This is a genomic window from Hylemonella sp. GW821-FHT12C09, assembly GCF_058807395.1.
This window is the reverse complement of record NZ_JBXAQQ010000002.1, coordinates 92,628-111,597: the sequence shown is the minus strand read 5'-3', so window position 1 is coordinate 111,597 and position 18,970 is coordinate 92,628. Positions and strand designations below refer to the sequence as shown.

Sequence of the window (18,970 nt, the reverse complement as noted above, 5' to 3'; positions counted from 1 at the left end):
AAGACAGCGGACTCGACCCCATGGTAATCGACCAGATGCCCGGACAACAGGCCCCTGGCCTTACCCGAGTGCCGATTCGGGTGAAATAAGTCTCGCTTGTCCGTTCAGTTGCGTCGGGCTTGAAGATCGGCCCCCAGGGCCTCGCGTTCGTCGAACACGAAGCATTCGCCTTTGAAGTGCGCGCCGCCGGTTTCCTCGAAATACTTGAGGATGCCGCCTTCAAGCTGGTAGACGTGCTCCCGCCCGTCTTCCCGCATGAGGATGGCCGCCTTTTCACAGCGGATGCCGCCGGTACAGAAGCTCACCACGGTCTTGCCTTCCAGTTCGTCCCGGTGCGCCTGCAGCGCCTGCGGGAAATCGGAGAACTTGTGGAGGCGCCAGTCGATCGCGCCTTCGAAGGTGCCGTGGTCGACCTCGAAGGCATTGCGCGTGTCCAGTGTCACCACCGGGCGTCCGGCATCGTCATATCCCTGGTCCAGCCAGCGCTTGACGGTGGCGGCCGTCACTGCCGGCGCACGCCCCTGTGCGGGGCGGATGGTCGGATGGTTCATGCGGATGATCTCGCGCTTGACCTTGACCAGCATCTTGCGAAAGGGCTGGCGGGCCGACCAGCTTTCCTTGGGCGTCAGGTCGGACAGGCGTGGATCTTCATGCAGTTGCGCCACGAAGGCGCGCACGGCTTCGCCCGGCCCCGCGAGAAACAGGTTGATGCCTTCCTCGGCCAGCAGCACCGTGCCCTTGAGGTCGAGCGCCACTGCCTGCGCGTGCAGCTTTTCGCGCAGGGCATGGGCGTCGGGGAGAGGGACGAATTTGTAGGCGGAGATGTTGAGGATGTCGTTCACGAGGCTGATTCTAGTTTTTTGGCTTTAAGGTGGCGGCTTGCATGCGTGGCATGGTCGGGATGTGCCCCCGACAAGGCAGAAACTTTTGCTTCGCCAGAAAGAAAGTGAGTCGCCCGCCGGGGCGAGACCCGGCCAAGCCGCGCCAAAAGAAACGCCGCAGCAAAGAGGGGAAACCTTAGAAAGGGGCAAGCGCCAGCCTACTAAAATCAAACCCATATGTTCACCCATCTGCGCCTGCACACCGAGTTCTCCGTCGTCGACGGCACCGTCCGTATCGAGGACATCGTCAAGGCCGCAGCCAAGGACGGCCAGCCGGCGCTGGCCATCACCGACCTGAACAACCTGTTCGGGGCCATCAAGTTCTACAAGGAAGCGCGCGGCAAGGGCGTCAAGCCCTTGATCGGTGTCGAGATCATGCTGGAGGGCCTGGGCCAGGACCCGCTGGCTACCTCGCGCCTGCTGCTGCTGGTGCAGAACAAGCAGGGTTACCTCAACCTCTCCGAAATCCTGGCGCGTGCCTGGACCGGTAATGTGGTGAAGGCCCAGGCGGTGGTCAGGCTGGCCTGGCTCAAGGAGTTGCATGAAGGTCTGATTGCCCTTTCCGGCGCGCAGGCCGGCGCCGTGGGCCAGGCCCTGGTGCAGGGTGACGCCGAGCGCGCCCATGAGGCAGCGCTGCAGCTGTCCACCGTGTTCCCGCACCGTTATTACCTGGAACTGCAGCGCGCGGGCCGCCCGGACGACGAGGCCCATGTGACGGCCACCGTGCAACTGGCTGCGCGCATGAAGCTGCCCGTGGTGGCCACGCACCCGGTGCAGTTCGCCACGCCGGACGACTACGAGGCGCACGAGGCGCGCGTCTGCATCTCCGAGGGCGAGATCCTGGGCAACCCGCGCCGGGTGCGCAAGTTCACGCGCGAGCAGTATTTCAAGAACGCCCAGCAGATGCAGACGCTGTTCGCCGATCTGCCCAGCGCGGTGGCCAACACCCTGGAGATTGCCAAGCGCTGCAATCTGACGCTGGTGCTGGGCAAGCCGCAGTTGCCCAACTTCCCCATCCCTGGCGGCCTGAGCATCGAGGCATACTTCCGCCAGGTTTCGTTTGAGGGCCTGGAAGAACGCCTCGCGCATCTGTACCCCGACGCAGCCAAGCGCGATGCCGAACGGCCGCGCTACGTGGAACGCCTGGAGTTCGAGATCAACACCATCCTGAAGATGGGTTTTCCGGGTTATTTCCTGATCGTGGGTGACTTCATCCAGTGGGCCAAGGCCAATGGCTGCCCGGTCGGACCAGGTCGCGGCTCGGGGGCGGGATCACTCGTGGCTTACGCGCTGAAGATCACCGACCTCGACCCGCTGGAATACAAGCTGCTGTTCGAACGTTTCCTGAACCCGGAACGCGTCTCGATGCCGGACTTCGACATCGACTTCTGCCAGGCCAACCGCGACCGCGTGATCGACTACGTGAAGGACAAGTACGGCAAGGAGGCGGTGAGCCAGATCGCCACCTTCGGCACCATGGCCGCGCGCGCCGCCATCCGCGACGTGGGCCGCGTGCTGGACATGAGCTACACCTTCTGCGACGGCATCTCCAAGCTCATCCCCAACAAGCCGGGCCAGCACATCACGATTGCCGACGCCATCCAGGCCGAGCCCATCCTGGCCGAGCGGCTGGACAAGGAAGACGAGGTCAAGACCCTGCTGGCGCTCGCGCAGAAGCTCGAAGGGCTGACGCGCAATGTCGGCATGCACGCCGGCGGCGTGCTGATCGCGCCGGGCAAGCTGACCGACTTCTGCCCGCTCTACCAGCAGCCCGGCAGCGACGCGGCCGTGAGCCAGTACGACAAGGACGACGTGGAGGCCGTGGGCCTGGTGAAGTTCGACTTCCTGGGCCTGGCCACGCTGACCATCCTGGAGATCGCGCGCGAGTTCATCATGGCGCGCCACCCGGGCCAGGAGAATTTCGCCTTCGAGAACATCCCGCTCAACGACAAGCCGACCTACCACCTGTTCCAGGAAGGCAAGACGGAAGCGGTGTTCCAGTTTGAAAGTCGCGGCATGCAGGGCATGCTGCGCGACGCCAAGCCCACGCGCCTGGAAGACCTGATCGCGCTGAACGCCCTGTACCGCCCGGGCCCCATGGACCTGATCCCGAGTTTCGTGGCTCGCAAGCATGGGCGGGAAGAGGTCGAGTACCCGCACCCGGCGGTCGCCGAGATGTTGTCCGAGACCTACGGCATCATGGTCTACCAGGAGCAGGTGATGCAGACCGCGCAGATCCTGGGCGGCTACTCGCTGGGCGGCGCCGACCTGCTACGCCGCGCCATGGGCAAGAAGAAGGCCGAGGAGATGGCCGAGCACCGCGAGAAATTCCGCGCTGGTGCCTTGGCGACCCACAACATCCCCCAGGACAAGGCCGACGAGGTTTTCGACCTGATGGAGAAGTTCGCCGGCTACGGCTTCAACAAGTCACACGCTGCCGCCTACTCCCTGCTGGCCTATCACACGGCTTGGCTCAAGGTGCACTACACGGCCGAGTTCTTCTGCGCGAACATGACCGTGGAAATGGACGACACCGACAAGCTCAAGGTGCTGTTCGAGGATGCCCTCAAGATGGGCATGAGCTTTGAGTCGCCGGACGTCAACCGCGGCCACTACCGCTTCGAGCCCATTTCCGACAAGGCCATCCGCTACGGTCTGGGCGCCGTCAAGGGCACGGGCCAGCAGGCCATCGAGGCCATCGTCAAAGCCCGCGAAGAAGGTGGTCCCTTCACCAGCCTCTACGACTTCTGTGTGCGCGTGGACCGCACGCGCCTGAACAAGCGCAGCATCGAGGCGCTGATCAAGGCCGGCGCTTTCGACTCCTTGCAGCTCAATCGGGCCTCCCTGGTGGCCTCGGTCGATCGTGCCTTCGACTTCGCCAACGCCACGGCAGCCAATATCAATCAGGGCGGCCTCTTCGACCTGGGGGACGACAGCCATGGCGCCAGCACCCAGGAGCCGGACCTGGTGGACATGCTGCCCTGGGGCGTGAAGGAGCGCCTCACCAACGAGAAGACCGCGGTGGGTTTTTACCTCTCGGGCCATTTGTTCGATGAGGTGGCGCTGGAGGTACGGCGTTTCGCCAAGCGCGAGTTGGCCGACCTGATCGACACACGCGAGCCGCAGCTGCTGGCCGGCATCGTCAGCGATTTCCGCGTCATCAACGGCCAGCGCGGCAAGCTCGCGCTCTTCAAGCTCGACGACAAGACCGCCGTGCTCGACGCCCGCGTGGACGAGGCGCTGATGAACGCCAACCGCAACCTGCTCAAGGATGACGAACTCATCATCGTCATGGCCAAGGTCATGCCCGACCGTTTTTCCGGCGGCCTGCAGCTCAACATCAACCAGGTCTGGAGCCTGGAGGCGGCGCGTTGCCGCTTCGGCAAGTACCTGCGCGTGGCCGTCAATGGCCGTGCCCCCGACGTGCAGCGTCTGGTTTCCGAGCATCCGCCCAAGAAGGAGATCACCGAACAGGGCGAGTTGTTGCGCGGGCTGGGTGTGCGCCTGACCTTGCGCCGCCAGGGGCCGGGGCTGGGCGCTGCGGCCGAACTGCAGTTGGGAGAGGATGCGAAGTTTTATCCCACTGATGCGGCCTTGGCGGGGTGGATGGCGCAGGCGGATCAGGGGAAGGCTGTGATCGTTTACGAGTGACGCCTCTGCTTCTTTGCGCTGCCTGACTGGCAGCAACACCACGCAAAAAAGAAAAAGCCCGCACGCAGCGGGCCTTCCCAAGCAGAGCCTGGAGACAACAATCAGATGTTGTCGGTGAAGCTGCGCAGCTTGTCCGAACGCGACGGGTGCTTGAGCTTGCGCAGCGCCTTGGCTTCGATCTGGCGGATGCGTTCGCGCGTCACGTCGAACTGCTTGCCCACTTCTTCCAGCGTGTGGTCGCTGGTCATCTCGATACCGAAGCGCATGCGCAGCACCTTGGCTTCGCGCGGCGTCAGGCTGTCCAGGATGTCTTTGACCACGTCGCGCAGGCCGGCCTGCATGGCGGCTTCCACCGGGGCGGTGTTGGCCGTGTCCTCGATGAAGTCGCCCAGGTGGCTGTCGTCGTCGTCGCCGATGGGGGTTTCCATCGAGATCGGCTCCTTGGCGATCTTCATGATCTTGCGGATCTTGTCTTCCGGAATCTCCATCTTCTGCGCCAGCAGGCTGGCGTCGGGCTCGAAGCCGAACTCCTGCAGGTGCTGGCGCGAGATGCGGTTCATCTTGTTGATGGTCTCGATCATGTGCACCGGGATGCGGATGGTGCGGGCCTGGTCCGCGATGGAGCGGGTGATGGCCTGGCGGATCCACCAGGTGGCGTAGGTCGAGAACTTGTAGCCACGGCGGTATTCGAACTTGTCCACCGCCTTCATCAGGCCGATGTTGCCTTCCTGGATCAGGTCCAGGAACTGCAGGCCGCGGTTGGTGTACTTCTTGGCGATGGAGATCACCAGGCGCAGGTTGGCCTCGATCATCTCCTTCTTGGCCGCGCGCGAGGAGGCCTCGCCCTCGTTCATGCGCTTGTTGATGTCCTTGAGCTGGTCCAGCGGCACCACCACACGCGACTGCAGGTCCATCAGCTTTTGCTGCAGGTCCTGCACCGGGGGCACGTTGCGTGCCATGACGGCGCTCCAGGGCTTGCCGGCGGCGGCCTGCTTCTCGATCCACTTGAGGTCGAGCAGGTGCGATTTGGCAGGGTGGCCGTGCTTGTCACGACCGCTGAAGTCGGCGATGAAATGGTCCTGCGGGTAGCCGCACTTGTCCACGATGATGCGGCGCAGCTCGCGCTCCTTCTTGCGGATGTCGTCCACCTGGGCGCGCACCAGGTCGCACAGCTTCTCGATGGTCTTGGCCGTGAAGCGGATGGTCATCAGCTCGTCCGACAGGGCCTTCTGGGCCTTCTGGTAGGCCGGGGTGCCGTAGCCTTCCTTGTCGTAGATCTTGTGCACCTTCTCGAAGAGGCTGCGCAGGCGATCGAATCGCTCCAGCGCCTGGTTCTTGAGCTCTTCGAGCTTCTTGGTCAGGGCCTTGGAGCCGCCCTTGCCGTCGTCGTCGTCGGCTTCGTCGTATTCGTCGAAGTCTTCCTCGGCCACGAAGTCGTCGGCCTCGCCGATGCTGACGAAGCCGTCGACCACGGTGGAGATGACGATCTTGCCTTCACGGATTTCCTCGCCCAGGCGCAGGATCTCGGCGATGGTGGCCGGGGAGGCGCTGATGGCCTCCATCATGTCCATCAGGCCGCCTTCGATGCGCTTGGCGATCTCGATCTCGCCTTCACGCGTCAGCAGCTCGACCGTGCCCATCTCGCGCATGTACATGCGCACCGGGTCGGTGGTGCGGCCGAATTCGCTGTCCACGGTGGACAGGGCGGCTTCGGCTTCCTCTTCCGCTTCCTCTTCGGTGGCAGCGGTCGGGCCGGTGTTGTTCAGCAGCAGGGTCTCGGCGTCCGGGGTCTGCTCGTAGACGGCCACGCCCATGTCGTTGAGCATGGAGATCACGACTTCCAGCGTCTCGGCATCGATCAGCTTGTCGGGCAGGTGGTCGGAGATTTCACCGTGCGTCAGGTAACCGCGCGTCTTGCCCAGCTTGATCAGCTGCTTGAGGCGCTGGCGGCGCTTGGCCATGTCCTCTTCGGACAGCACGGTCTCGTCCAGGCCGAATTCCTTCATCAGGGCCCGTTCCTTGGCCTTGCTGATCTTCATGCGCAGGGGCTTGACCTTTTCGCCGGGCGCGGCTGCGGGTTCTTCGGCAAATTCGGCTTCGATGTCTGACAGGTCCAGGTCACCCTCGGGCTTGTCGACGGCATTCTTGGGCTTGCGACCGCGCTTGGCGCCGGTCTTGGCCGGTGCGCCGGCATCGGCGCTGGCGGCCTTGGGCGGGCGGCCGGGTTTCTTCTTGGCGACCACGGCTTCAGCAGCGGGCGCGGCGGCCTTTTTCAGCTCGGCAGCGCTGGGCTTGCCGGCCTTCTCGGCTTTTTCAGTCTTGGCGGTCGTCTTGGCAGGGGTCTTGGAAGCAGGCACTGGCTTGGCTTTCGTGGCGGGCTGTACCTTGGCCTTGGGCGCCGGCTTGGCCGTTGCCTTCACAGCCGCCTTGGGGGCAGGTTTGGCAACGGTTTTGGCCTTCGCGGCGGGTTTGGATGCAGCCTTGGCGACGGGTTTGGCGGCGGGCTTTGCAGGCTTCTTGGACTTTTGAGCGGGCATGGATCAACCTCGAAACATCAAAAACTGACACAAAGAAACAAACACAGCACCGACAAACCGGCGCGGTTGGGGGACAGAGGAGAAATCCTCAGAGGCAAGATGAGAGGGCGAACATTTGGGATGCAGTCCTTGCGGTAAGGTGGCCGGTCGTGCGCGGAGGCTACGGTTGGCCTGGCCCGGAGGTGCTGCTGTCGCTCTTGCCGAAATCAGAAATGGATTATACCCGGCGATTCCGGAAATTCAATGCCGGCGCGGGCTGGCGGGTCATGTCCGCACGGATTTCCCCAGGTCATGCAGTGATTTCTTGTAGGCCAGCTGCTGCTGGATCAGCTGCTTTTCCTGCTCGATGCGGGTACCGTCGCTCGATGACAGGGCCTGGACCTGCTTGAGCTCCATGTCGATTGCTTCCAGGTGCAGCCGGGTCACCGCGACCCGCAGGTCCGACAGTGGCGTTTCCGGGTCTTCGATCTGGCGCCCCAGGGGTTGCAGATTGTCGAATTCGATGAGCTGGCGGGCCTGGGCCTCGAACGGCTGCCCGGCCATGCCCGCCAGCAGGGCCGCCATGGGTTGCGCGCCATGTTCGTGCACCTGGCTGTCAATCCAGCGGAACAGGTCGCCGAAAGCGCCTTCGAGCTGGCACAGGACCTCATGGTCGGCCGCCGTCAACTGCTCCCAGAATCCCGGGTTGCGGAAGACGAGGCGTGCAATATTGCTCGCCCCGGCTTCCATGGCCGGGCGGATGGGCAGGCGGCGGGAGTTGCGGGTGGCGGGCCGGTGGTCGCGCCGCGGTGGGGCGCCCGCGCCTGTGGAGGGGGGGGCTTCCTTGCTTTTGGCGCCGCCCCAGAGTTCCTGCAGCTCCTGAGTTTCCACCTGGACCTGTGCGGCGATCTCCTTGAGCAGCTGGCGCTTGAGGGCGCCGTCGGGCAACTGGCTCCACAGCGGCTTGGCGTTGCTGGCCAGGCGGGCCCGGCCCTCGGCGCTGGAGAGGTCGCAGCCTTCGCGTGCAGCCTCGATCAGGAAGCGGCTCAGCGGCATGGCCTCGCCGACGCAGCGGGCAAAGGCCTCCTTGCCGTTTTCGCGGATGTAGCTGTCCGGGTCGTGCTCGGCTGGCAGGAACAGGAACTTGATGCTGCGCACATCGGTGGCGTAGGGCAGGGCGCCGTCGAGTGCGCGGCGCGCGGCGCGCCGCCCGGCGCTGTCGCCGTCGAAGCTGAAGACGACGGAGTCGGTGAAGCGGAACAGTTTCTGCACGTGGTCGGTGGTGCAGGCCGTGCCCAGCGTGGCTACCGCGTTGGGGAAACCGAGCTGGGCCAGGGCCACCACGTCCATATAGCCCTCGGTCACCAGCACGTAGCCGGCGTTCCGGATGGCGTTGCGGGCTTCAAAGAGGCCGTAAAGCTCATGCCCCTTGCTGAAGACCGGCGTCTCGGGCGAGTTCAGATATTTGGGCTTTTCGTCGCCCAGCACCCGGCCGCCAAAACCGATGCACTCGCCCTTGACGTTGCGGATGGGGAACATGATGCGGTCGCGGAAGCGGTCGTAGCGCTTTTCCTCGCCGCTGTTCTCGTCGGCATTGGTGATGACCAGGCCGGACTCCACTAGCAGCGGGTCGTCGTACTGGGGGAACACGCTGGCCAGGCTGCGCCAGCCCTCGGGCGCGTAACCCAGGCCGAACTGCTTGGCAATTTCGCCGGACAGGCCGCGGCCCTTGAGATAGTCGACAGCCTTGGGTGAACTCTTGAGCTGCTTGCGCCAGGCCTCGCCGGCCTTTTCCAGCACGTCGGAGAGCGTGGCCTGCTTCTGGCGCTGCTCGGCGGCGCGCGCGCGGTCCTGTGGGCTGGCTTCGTCTTCAGGCACCTGCAGGCCGTAGTGCTGGGCCAGATCGCGTACGGCTTCGATGAAGCTCATGCCGGTCTGTTCCATCAGGAAGTTGATCGCGTCGCCGTGCTTGCCGCATCCGAAGCAGTGGTAGAACTGCTTGGTCGGGCTGACCGTGAAGGAGGGGGATTTCTCCGCGTGGAAGGGGCACAGGCCCATGAAGTTGGCGCCGCCCTTCTTGAGCTGCACGGTACGGCCGACGATCTCGACGACGTCGGCACGGGCGAGCAATTCCTGGATGAAGGACTGGGGGATGGCCATGGCTCGATTGTAGGAAGAGTGCCCGAGGCCACCCGATGCCGGCTCAATCGCCTTTGACCACACCCTCGCGCCGCGGGTCGGCGCCGCCGTACAGGCCCTTGCCGCGCACCTGGATGGCCTGCAGGCCGCTGGTCAGCGCCTGCTCCTGCACGCGATGGCCGCGCTGGCGCAGGGCCGCTGCCGTACTCGGGGGGAAACGCCGCTCCTCCAGCAGGACCGGGCCGCCAAAGGCTGCGAAATTGGGCAGGTTGATGGCCTGCTGCACATCCAGCCCCCAGTGCAAGGTGCCATAGAGCAGCTTGCCCGTGTAATGGATGATGTAGGCGCCGCCCGGGCTGCCGCCGCTGAGCAGGAAATCGCCGCGGGGCCGGTCGAACACCAGCACCGGGGTCATGGACGAGCGCGGCCGCTTGCGCGGCTCGACGCGGTTGGCGATCGGGGCGCCGGATTCGCTGCGCGGCACGAAGCTGAAGTCGGTCAGCTGGTTGTTGAGCAGAAAGCCACCGGCCAGCCCCTGGCCACGGTTGACCATGAGGTGGGCGCCCCAGGCGGCCTCGATGCTGCTGGTCATCGCCAGGGCGTGGCCCTGGCCATCGACGATGCTGATGTGCGAGGTGCCGTACTCGACCTGCTCGGGCATGGGGCCCTGGCTCTGCTGGACGCCGGCCGGGATGCCCGCCGGCGCCTCGGGCATGCGCCGCGTACGCGGCCCGCCGCCGATCAGCTTGGCACGCTGTGCCAGGTAGTCGTCGTCGAGCAGGCTCATCCAGCTGCTGCCTGGCGGCGGCACGTAATCCGGATCCGCCACGTAGACGGCGCGGTCCGCAAAGGCCAGGCGCGAGGCTTCGGTGTAGAGGTGCAGCCAGTCGGGCCCGGGTACCGGTCCCGAGGGGCCGCGTTGCAACGGGAATCGGGAAGCGGGCGTGTGCGCCAACAGGCCCAGGATCTGCCCCAAGGCGAGGGTGCCCGAACTCGGCGGGGGCATGCCGCAGATACGGACGTCGCGCTGGCGTGCATGCTTGGGATTCACGGGGCCTGCGCTGTGCACAAAACACAGGGGCGCGCGTACTGTGGCCTCGTACTCGGCCAGGTCGGCCAGCGTGAGACGCCCTGGATTGGCCGGGTGCTCGCGCACCTTGCGCACCATGGCCTCGGCCAACTCACCCTCGTAGAAGCTGCGCACCCCTTCCGCGGCGATGCGACGCAGTACCGCGGCCAGTTCCGGGTTCTTCAGGCGATGGCCGATGGGCCAGGGCCGGCCGGCGGTGTCGAAGAAATACGTCGCTGCGGCTGGGTCCTGCTGCAGCGCAGCGGCGTTGGAGAGCAGTGCATGCAGGCGCGGGCTGACCGGAAAACCATCTTCGGCCAGGGTTATGGCGGGTTCGAAGAGCTGGCGCCAGGGCAGGCGACCATGCTGGCGGTGCGCCAGCGCCAGCATGTGCAACATGCCGGGTGTGCCGACCGCGCGCCCACCCACGGCCGCGGCCTGGAAACCCAGGGGCTGGCGCTGCGCATCGAGGAACAGATCTTCATCGGCGCCCGAGGGGGCGGTCTCGCGGCCGTCGTAGGCCTCGGTGATGAGTCCGTCGTGGTGCAGCATGAACGCGCCGCCGCCGATGCCGCTGGACTGGGGTTCGACCAGGGTCAGCACCATCTGCACGGCCACCGCGGCATCCACGGCGCCGCCACCGGCCTTGAGGATCTGGTAACCCGCGTCAACGGCCAGCGGGTGCGCCGCCGCGACCGCAAACTTCTTGCTGGACCAGCCGGGCTTGGCACGCTGGACACTGGCGGCTTCGGGTTGGGCCGGGACGCCTGTCTCCGGGGCCGGTGATTTCGCGTGGGCGTGCGGCGCCGCCAGGAGCAGGCCCGCGAGCAGCAGGAACGGGAGATGCCGTGTGCTGCGCATGGGGGCAACTGGTGGCTGCGGACTCAGCGCGGTGCCAGGCGGATGGCGCCGTCCAGGCGGATCACCTCGCCGTTGAGCATGTCGTTTTCGAAGATGTGCTTCGCGAGTTTGGCGTAGTCCTCGGGCGTGCCCAGGCGGCTGGGGAAGGGCACGCTGGCGGCCAGTGCGTCCTGCACTTCCTGCGGCATGCCGAAAAGCATGGGGGTGCCGAAGATGCCAGGGGCGATGGTCATGTTGCGTATGCCATTGCGCGCCAGGTCACGTGCGATGGGCAGCGTCATGCCGACCACCCCGCCCTTGGAGGCGCTGTAGGCGGCCTGGCCGATCTGGCCGTCGTAGGCTGCGACCGATGCCGTGGAGATCAGCACACCGCGCTCGCCGGTCGACTCCGGCTCGTTCTTGCACATGGCATCGGCCGCCAGGCGGATCATGTTGAAGCTGCCGATCAGGTTGACCGTGATGGTGCGGCTGAAGGTGGACAGCGCGTGCGCGCCGTTCTTGCCCACGGTCTTCTCGGCCGGGGCGATGCCGGCGCAGTTCACCAGCCCCATGAGCTTGCCCAGCGAGACGGCCTTGGCCACCACGGCCTGCGCATCGGCTTCCTGGCTCACGTCGCACTTGACGAAAGCGCCGCCGATCTCACCGGCGACGGCTTCGCCCTTGTCGGCCTGCATGTCGGCAATGACGACCTTGCCGCCGTTGGCCGCCAGCATGCGTGCCGTGCCTTCGCCGAGGCCCGAAGCGCCGCCGGTGACGATGAATACCTTGCCTGCGATCTGCATGAAATGCTCCTGTGTTTTGACGTTGACGTTAACGTCAATTATGGCGCAGCCCTCTTTTTCTCTCGCGCTCTGGAGGCGAAGTGAAAAGTGGGGCGAAGTTTGCTGCTATACTCGCGGTCTCGAACGAATTCTCAGGCGCGTAGCTCAGCTGGTTAGAGCACCACCTTGACATGGTGGGGGTCGTTGGTTCGAGTCCAATCGCGCCTACCAAAATCCCTTTCCGTCTTGTCGCCATCCGCTCTCAGGGTAAACCTTGGGGCGGTGGCGCAACCGGCTTCCTAGAATGTGTTGCAGCGCAATACATGAAAGCGGTCCGCAGGACCGAGGAGAGGAGATCAGGGTATGAAAGAAAAAAAGGGTGAGGCCGCTGCCGGCGCTGAGCGGATCATCAAGAAATATCCCAATCGCCGTCTGTACGATACCCGCACGTCCGGCTACATCACGCTGACGGAGGTCAAGCAGCTGGTCATGGAAGGCGCCCCCTTCGTGGTGCGTGACGCCAAGACCGGCGAAGACCTCACGCGCAGCATCCTGCTGCAGATCATCCTGGAAGAAGAGGCGGGCGGCTCGCCCATGTTCAGCACCGCGGTGCTCTCCAACATCATCCGCTTCTACGGTCACGCCATGCAGGGTTTCATGGGCGGTTATCTGGAGAAGAACATCCAGTCTTTGCAGGATGTACAGGCCAGGCTCGCCGAGCAGTCCAGGGGGCTGAGCCCCGAGATGTGGACGCAGTTCATGGCCATGCAGACACCCGCGATGCAGGGCTTGGTGACGCAGAACCTGGAGCAGTCCCAGAACCTGTTCGTGCAGATGCAGGAGCAGATGCAGAAACAGACGGAGCAGATGATGGAGTCCTTCGGCTTGAAACGCTGAGGTCACCGAATACTGGGACAATACGGGCATGAGTGAAGTCCTGTCCCCGAATACCAATGCGCCTGCGCCCAAGATCGGTTTTGTCAGCCTGGGCTGCCCCAAGGCCCTGACCGATTCCGAGCTCATCCTCACCCAGCTCAGCGCCGAGGGCTACCAGACCGCCAAGACCTTCCAGGGCGCGGACCTGGTCATCGTCAACACCTGCGGTTTCATCGACGACGCCGTCAAGGAAAGCCTGGACACCATCGGCGAGGCCCTGGCCGAGAACGGCAAGGTCATCGTGACCGGCTGTCTGGGTGCCAAGGCCGGTGAGGGCGGCGGCAATATGGTCAAGCAGATGCACCCCAGTGTGCTGGCCGTGACCGGCCCGCACGCTACCCAGGAGGTGATGGATGCGGTGCACGCCCACCTGCCCAAGCCGCACGATCCCTTCATCGACCTGGTGCCAGGCGCCTTCGGCGAGGCCGGGCTCAAGCTCACGCCGCGTCACTATGCGTACCTGAAGATCAGCGAGGGCTGCAACCATCGTTGCACTTTCTGCATCATCCCTTCGATGCGCGGCGACCTGGTGTCGCGCCCAGTGGGTGACGTGCTCAAGGAAGCCAAGGCCCTGTTCGAAGGCGGCGTGAAAGAGTTGCTGGTGATCAGCCAGGACACCTCGGCCTACGGCGTGGACGTGAAGTACCGCACCGGTTTCTGGGACGGCAAACCGGTCAAGACCCGTTTGCTGGACCTGGTGCAGTCCCTGGGCGAGCTGGCCGAAGCGCACGGCGCCTGGGTGCGGCTGCACTATGTCTATCCCTATCCCCATGTGGACGACATCCTGCCGCTGATGGCCGCGGGCAAGGTGCTGCCCTACCTGGACGTGCCTTTCCAGCACAGCCACCCGGACGTGTTGCGGCGCATGAAGCGCCCGGCCAGCGGGGAACGCAATCTGGAGCGCATCCAGCGTTGGCGCGAGATCTGCCCGGAACTGGTGATCCGCAGCACCTTCATCGCCGGTTTCCCGGGCGAGACCGAAGAGGAGTTCGAGCATCTGCTGGGCTTCGTGCGCGAGGCGCAGATCGACCGGGCCGGCTGTTTTGCCTACAGCCCGGTGCAGGGTGCGGCGGCCAATGAACTGCCGGGCATGCTGCCCGAGGCGCTGCGCGAGGAGCGCCGGGCCCGTTTCATGGCCGTCGCCGAGGAGGTGTCGACCGCGCGCCTGCAGCGCCGCATCGGTGCCACCATGCAGGTGCTGGTCGATTCGGCGCCGGCCCTGGGCCGCAAGGGCGGCGTCGGCCGCAGTTATGCCGATGCGCCGGAGATCGATGGCTTGGTGCAGTTGCTGCCGCCGGAGAAGATCAGCAAGACGCTGAAGGTCGGTGAGTTCACGCGTGCGCGCATCGTCGGCACGCAAGGCCATGACCTGGTGGCGGTGCCGGTGTGACGACCGGCCTCGGCTCACTCACCCGGCGCCATGCGGGCCGGGAAATAAAAAAGCCGCTGAGGTCTCAGCGGCTTTCAGTTGGTAAAACCAACTCGGTTTTACCGTATATTTGTGGTGCCCAGAAGAGGACTCGAACCTCCACGATGTTACTCGCTAGTACCTGAAACTAGTGCGTCTACCAATTCCGCCATCTGGGCATCTCAGGAAAGAGAGAAGTATATCAGAAATATTGAGCGCTCCGGCAGCCTGCTGGAAGAAATTGAAGGGACCATCAACGGACACCGTGACGGTCATGGTTTTGTGGTGCGTGACGACGGCGAGCCCGACATCTACCTGCCACCCAACGAGATGCGCGCCGTGCTGCACAAGGACCGCGTCAAGGCGCGCATCGTGCGACTGGATCGCAAGGGCCGGCCCGAGGGGCGCGTGGTCGAGATCGTGGAGCGCGCGCCGCAACCCATCATCGGCCGCCTGCTGCAGGAGAGCGGCGTCTGGCTGGTGGCGCCCGAGGACAAGCGTTACGGCCAGGACATCCTGATCCCCAAGAGTGCCACCGGGCAGGCCAAGGCGGGCCAGGTGGTGGTGGTCGAGCTGGTCGAGCCGCCGGCGCTCTTCGGACAGCCCGTGGGGCGCATCAAGGAAGTGCTGGGTGAGGTCGATGACCCGGGCATGGAAATCGAGATCGCGGTGCGCAAGTACAGCGTGCCCCATGAGTTCTCCGAGGCCTGCATTGCCCAGGCGCGCGGCCTGCCCGACAAGGTGAGGGAGCAGGACAGCCGGCACCGCGTCGACCTGACCGACGTCCCGCTGGTCACCATCGACGGCGAGGATGCACGCGACTTCGACGATGCCGTCTACTGCGAGCCGTCCAACCAGGGCCGCGGCCGGAGTGCCCAGCAAGGCTGGCGTCTGCTGGTGGCGATCGCCGACGTCAGCCACTACGTGGAGACCGGCTCGCCGATCGACGTGGATGCCTACGAACGGGCCACCAGCGTCTACTTCCCGCGCCGCGTGATCCCCATGCTGCCGGAGAAGCTGTCCAACGGCCTGTGTTCGCTGAACCCGGATGTGGATCGCCTGTGCATGGTCTGCGACATGTTCGTGAGCAGCGAGGGCGAGGTCACGGCCTACCAGTTCTACCCGGCCGTGATGCACAGCCACGCGCGCTTCACCTACACCGAGGTGGCGGCCATCCTGGCCAACACCCGCGGACCGGAAGCCGCCAAGCGCAAGGATCGCATCCAGGACCTGCTGCATCTGCACGATGTCTACCGCGCCCTGCTGGCCGCGCGCGCCAAGCGTGGCGCCGTGGACTTCGAGACCACCGAGACGCAGATCATCTGCGACGAGAGCGGACGCATCGAGAAGATCGTGCCGCGCACGCGCAATGACGCACACCGCCTGATCGAGGAGGCCATGCTGGCGGCCAACGTCTGCAGTGCGGACTTCATCGGCCAGAGCAAGCACGCCGGCCTGTTCCGCGTGCACGAGGGGCCGACGCCCGAGAAGAACGAGCTGTTGCGCAACTACCTCAAGGTCACGGGCGTGGGCCTGACCATCAGCGAGGACCCCTCGCCGGCGGAGTTCCAGGCCATCGCCATCGCCACCAAGGAGCGTCCGGACGCCCAGCAGATCCATTCCATGCTGCTGCGCTCCATGCAGCAGGCGATCTACACGCCGCACAACAGCGGGCACTTCGGCCTGGCTTTCGAGGCCTACACCCACTTCACCAGCCCGATCCGGCGTTACCCGGACCTGCTGGTGCATCGGGTGATCAAGGCCATCCTGGGTAAGACGCGTTACCACCTGCCGGTCCTGCCCACGCCGGGCGAGGCGCATGCCAAGCTCTCCAAGCGGATCGAGAAGAGCGAAGTCGCCAAGATGAAGAACTCGGGTGAGAAGCCCAAGAAGGTCAGCGCGGAATTGATGGCCTGGCAGGCTGCAGGCCTGCATTGCAGCGCCAACGAGCGCCGCGCCGACGAGGCCAGCCGCGACGTCGAGGCCTGGCTCAAGTGCAAGTACATGCGCGAGCACCTGGGCGAGGAGTTCGGCGGCGTGGTCACGTCGGCCACCAGCTTCGGCTTGTTCGTCACACTCGACGCCATGTACGTGGAGGGATTGATCCACATCACCGAACTCGGCGGCGAGTATTTCCGCTTCGACGAGGCGCGCCAGGAACTTCGCGGCGAGCGCACGGGCATCCGTTACGCCATCGGCACGCGGGTGCGGGTACAGGTCAGCCGCGTGGACCTCGACGGCCGCCGCATCGACTTCCGACTGGTGCGCGAGGGCGAGGAGCTTACCAGCCGCGCCCTGCGTGACAAGGGGCTGGCGCCTGAGGAGGCCGGCGAAGCTACCGGGGTGCCGCGCAAGGCTTCACTCAAGCGGGAGACTCGCAACAAAAAGGCCGGCGATGCGAGCAAGCGTGCCTTGCCCTCGCCGATCCAGGCACTGAAAGCCTCGGTCAAGGCGGCGGCCAAGAAGGTCACGAACAAGGCCAGGGGCAAGGGGCGCAAGACGCGCCGTTGATTTTTGAACCAGGGAGACACAAGGCAATGAGTGGAGTGAAGAAGGTCGCCATCGTGACCGGCGCGGGCACGGGCATCGGCAAGGCAGCAGCACTTGCGCTGCTGAAAGACGGTTACAACGTGGCGCTGGCCGGACGCCGGCGCGAACCGCTGGAGGCGGTCGCCGCAGACAGCGGTGCCGGTGCGCGGGCTCTGGTGCTGCCGACCGATGTGGCCAAGCCGGAGGCCGTGCGTGCGCTGTTTGACACCACGGTGCAGACCTGGGGGCGGGTGGATGTGCTGTTCAACAATGCCGGCATGGGCGCGCCCGGGGTGCCGCTGGAGGAGCTGACCGTCGAGCAATGGCGGTCGGTGGTGGAAGTGAACCTCTCTGGCATGTTCTTCTGCATCCAGAACGCTTTTCGCGTGATGAAGGCGCAGAGCCCGCGCGGCGGCCGCATCATCAACAACGGCTCGATCTCCGCGCATGCACCGCGCCCCAACTCGATCGCCTACACCGCCACCAAACACGGCGTGATGGGCCTGACCAAGGCGGCTTCGCTGGACGGCCGTCCTTACGACATTGCCGTGGGGCAGATCGACATCGGCAATGCCGCGACCGATCTGGCCGCGCGCATGGCCAAGGGCGTGCCCCAGGCCAATGGCGAGATCGCCGTGGAGCCGCTGATGGACGTGGACATCGTCGGCCAGTCGGTGCTCTACATGGCAAAGCTGCCGCTAGAAGTCAACGTGCTGTTCCATACGGTGATGGCGACGAAGATGCCCTTCGTAGGGCGCGGCTGAGTTCCTTTTCTCAGACGATGGCTTGCGCCAGTGCGCCAGCTGTCAGGGCTCGGTCCTGCGGCCAGGCGTCTGCGGCCTGGCCATGGAGCCAGACGGCGGCGCACGCAGCGTCAAACGAGCTTTCGCCCTGCGCCAGACGCGCACCGATCAGACCGGCCAGCACGTCGCCGGTGCCGGCTGTGGCCAGGCGCGCATTGCCGGTCGGGTTGATGACCGGCAGCCGGTCCGGTGCGGCGATCACCGTGCCCGAGCCTTTCAAGACCACGGTGCAGCCGAACCGCTGCGCCAGCTGCTGCGCAGCCGCCAGCCGGTCGGCCTGCACGGCCGCTGTCGTGCTAGCCAGCAGGCGCGCCGCTTCCAGAGGATGCGGGGTCAGCACGGTCTGGCGCTGACGCGAGCCGCGCGCCGCCAGGAGGGTCGCGAGCTGTCTGTCATTTGCTATTGAATTGAGAGCGTCGGCGTCCAGCACCAGGCGCGCCACCGTCGACAGCAGGCGCGGCAGCTGAGCGGAGATGGCCTGGCCGCCGCCGCAGCCGGCGACCACGTTCAGGGCTGCAACATCCAGAGCCGCGGGCGCGCGGAACATCAACTCGGGGAGCCTGGGGTCCACCGTCATGCCGCTCTCATCGAGCAAGCCGACATAAACGCGACCGGCGCCATGGTGCAGTGCCGCGCCGGCGGCCAGCAAGGCCGCACCACTCATGCCACGGGCACCGCCGATGACGGCCACGTCGCCGTAACTGCCTTTGTGCGTGGCGTGGCGGCGGGGGGACGTAGCGGGCGCGCCAGCCAGACCCGCCTGGGGCTCCGCGGACGCTACTTTTGCGCCGAGGGACTCGTACCAGACCTGACCGGTCTGGTCGCGACCCTGCGCTGTGTAGAGACCGGGTTTGAGCGTGAGCAGGCTGAGCGTGTGGCTGGCGTGCACGCAAGGGCCGGGCGTGGTGCCGGTGTCGGCGTGCAGTCCCGAGGGCAGGTCCACGGCCAGCACCGGCACGTTCAGGGTGTTGATGTGTGCGATCCAGTCGGCCAGCCGACCTTCGGGGGGGCGGCTCGCGCCGGTGCCGAGCAGGGCGTCGATGCAGATGTCGCAGTCCGCGGGCGGTGCATCGACAAGGCGCACACCGGCAGCCAGGGCGCGGGCGTGCGAGGCGCGGGCATCGGCGGGGGCGGTTTCAGGGGTGCCGAGCCAGGTCACGAGCGGCGTCTTGCCCCACTGCTGCAGGTGCATGGCCGCTTCCAGGCCGTCGCCGCCGTTGTTGCCTGGACCGCAGGCGATCCAGTAGCTGCGCGCGTGCGGAGCGATGGCCAGGGCCAGTTGTGCCGTGGCCAGGCCGGCGCGCTGCATCAGGGTGTGGGGCGGCAGCATCGCGGCAAGTGCGGCTTCCAGCGTGCGCGTGGCGGCGGCGCTGTACAGCGGCTGGGGGGTGCCGGAGGGGAGGCGTTGCATGGAGC

Annotated in this window: 11 protein-coding genes and 2 tRNA genes; 6 read left to right on the top strand and 7 right to left on the bottom strand. The window is 65.6% G+C overall.

Annotated features, from left to right (window positions below; genetic code table 11):
• Window positions 1-104 precede the first annotated feature (104 nt).
• Window positions 105-842: a sulfurtransferase gene (locus AC1RRP_RS04405; protein ID WP_493033630.1), complete on the bottom strand. Its 738-nt coding sequence runs from the start codon at window positions 840-842 to the stop codon at window positions 105-107.
• Window positions 843-1,058: 216 nt separating this feature from the next.
• On the opposite strand from AC1RRP_RS04405, the gene dnaE reads away from it, so the two are divergent.
• Entirely contained in the window at window positions 1,059-4,532 is a 3,474-nt protein-coding gene (gene dnaE, locus AC1RRP_RS04400; protein ID WP_493033628.1) for a DNA polymerase III subunit alpha, read from the top strand.
• Between the two features lie 101 nt (window positions 4,533-4,633).
• On the opposite strand, the gene rpoD is transcribed toward dnaE, so the two are convergent.
• From rpoD to AC1RRP_RS04380, 4 genes are all read right to left on the bottom strand, one after another.
• Window positions 4,634-7,069, bottom strand: a complete 2,436-nt coding sequence (gene rpoD / locus AC1RRP_RS04395; RefSeq protein ID WP_493033626.1) for an RNA polymerase sigma factor RpoD — start codon at window positions 7,067-7,069, stop codon at window positions 4,634-4,636.
• 264 nt (window positions 7,070-7,333) lie between these two features.
• Complete coding sequence (gene dnaG / locus AC1RRP_RS04390; protein WP_493033624.1) at window positions 7,334-9,208, bottom strand: DNA primase; 1,875 nt, start codon at window positions 9,206-9,208, stop codon at window positions 7,334-7,336.
• A 43-nt stretch (window positions 9,209-9,251) separates the two neighbouring features.
• Window positions 9,252-11,117 (bottom strand): gamma-glutamyltransferase family protein, encoded by a 1,866-nt coding sequence (locus AC1RRP_RS04385; RefSeq protein ID WP_493033622.1) that lies wholly within the window; start codon window positions 11,115-11,117, stop codon window positions 9,252-9,254.
• Between the two features lie 23 nt (window positions 11,118-11,140).
• Complete coding sequence (locus AC1RRP_RS04380; RefSeq protein WP_493033620.1) at window positions 11,141-11,899, bottom strand: 3-hydroxyacyl-CoA dehydrogenase; 759 nt, start codon at window positions 11,897-11,899, stop codon at window positions 11,141-11,143.
• A gap of 133 nt (window positions 11,900-12,032) precedes the next feature.
• Between AC1RRP_RS04380 and AC1RRP_RS04375 the strand changes: the two genes are divergently transcribed.
• The 3 genes from AC1RRP_RS04375 to rimO all read left to right on the top strand — a co-directional run bounded on the left by AC1RRP_RS04375 (window position 12,033) and on the right by rimO (window position 14,204).
• Window positions 12,033-12,109, top strand: a tRNA-Val gene (locus AC1RRP_RS04375).
• 132 nt (window positions 12,110-12,241) lie between these two features.
• Window positions 12,242-12,775, top strand: coding sequence for a polyhydroxyalkanoate synthesis repressor PhaR (phaR, locus tag AC1RRP_RS04370; protein ID WP_493033618.1), 534 nt, complete (start codon window positions 12,242-12,244; stop codon window positions 12,773-12,775).
• A gap of 28 nt (window positions 12,776-12,803) precedes the next feature.
• A complete protein-coding gene (gene rimO / locus AC1RRP_RS04365; RefSeq protein ID WP_493033616.1) occupies window positions 12,804-14,204 on the top strand; it encodes a 30S ribosomal protein S12 methylthiotransferase RimO in 1,401 nt (466 codons plus the stop codon).
• A gap of 112 nt (window positions 14,205-14,316) precedes the next feature.
• Here the strand turns inward: rimO and AC1RRP_RS04360 are convergent.
• Window positions 14,317-14,401, bottom strand: a tRNA-Leu gene (locus AC1RRP_RS04360).
• A gap of 49 nt (window positions 14,402-14,450) precedes the next feature.
• Between AC1RRP_RS04360 and rnr the strand changes: the two genes are divergently transcribed.
• Window positions 14,451-16,733, top strand: coding sequence for a ribonuclease R (rnr, locus tag AC1RRP_RS04355; protein ID WP_493034172.1), 2,283 nt, complete (start codon window positions 14,451-14,453; stop codon window positions 16,731-16,733).
• Window positions 16,734-16,759: 26 nt separating this feature from the next.
• The gene (locus AC1RRP_RS04350) at window positions 16,760-17,515 is read left to right on the top strand and encodes an SDR family oxidoreductase (RefSeq protein WP_493033614.1); all 756 of its coding nucleotides are present in this window, start codon (window positions 16,760-16,762) and stop codon (window positions 17,513-17,515) included.
• A gap of 10 nt (window positions 17,516-17,525) precedes the next feature.
• On the opposite strand, the gene AC1RRP_RS04345 is transcribed toward AC1RRP_RS04350, so the two are convergent.
• On the bottom strand, window positions 17,526-18,965 hold the full coding sequence (locus AC1RRP_RS04345; protein WP_493033612.1) for an NAD(P)H-hydrate dehydratase: 1,440 nt from the start codon (window positions 18,963-18,965) through the stop codon (window positions 17,526-17,528).
• Window positions 18,966-18,970 lie beyond the last annotated feature (5 nt).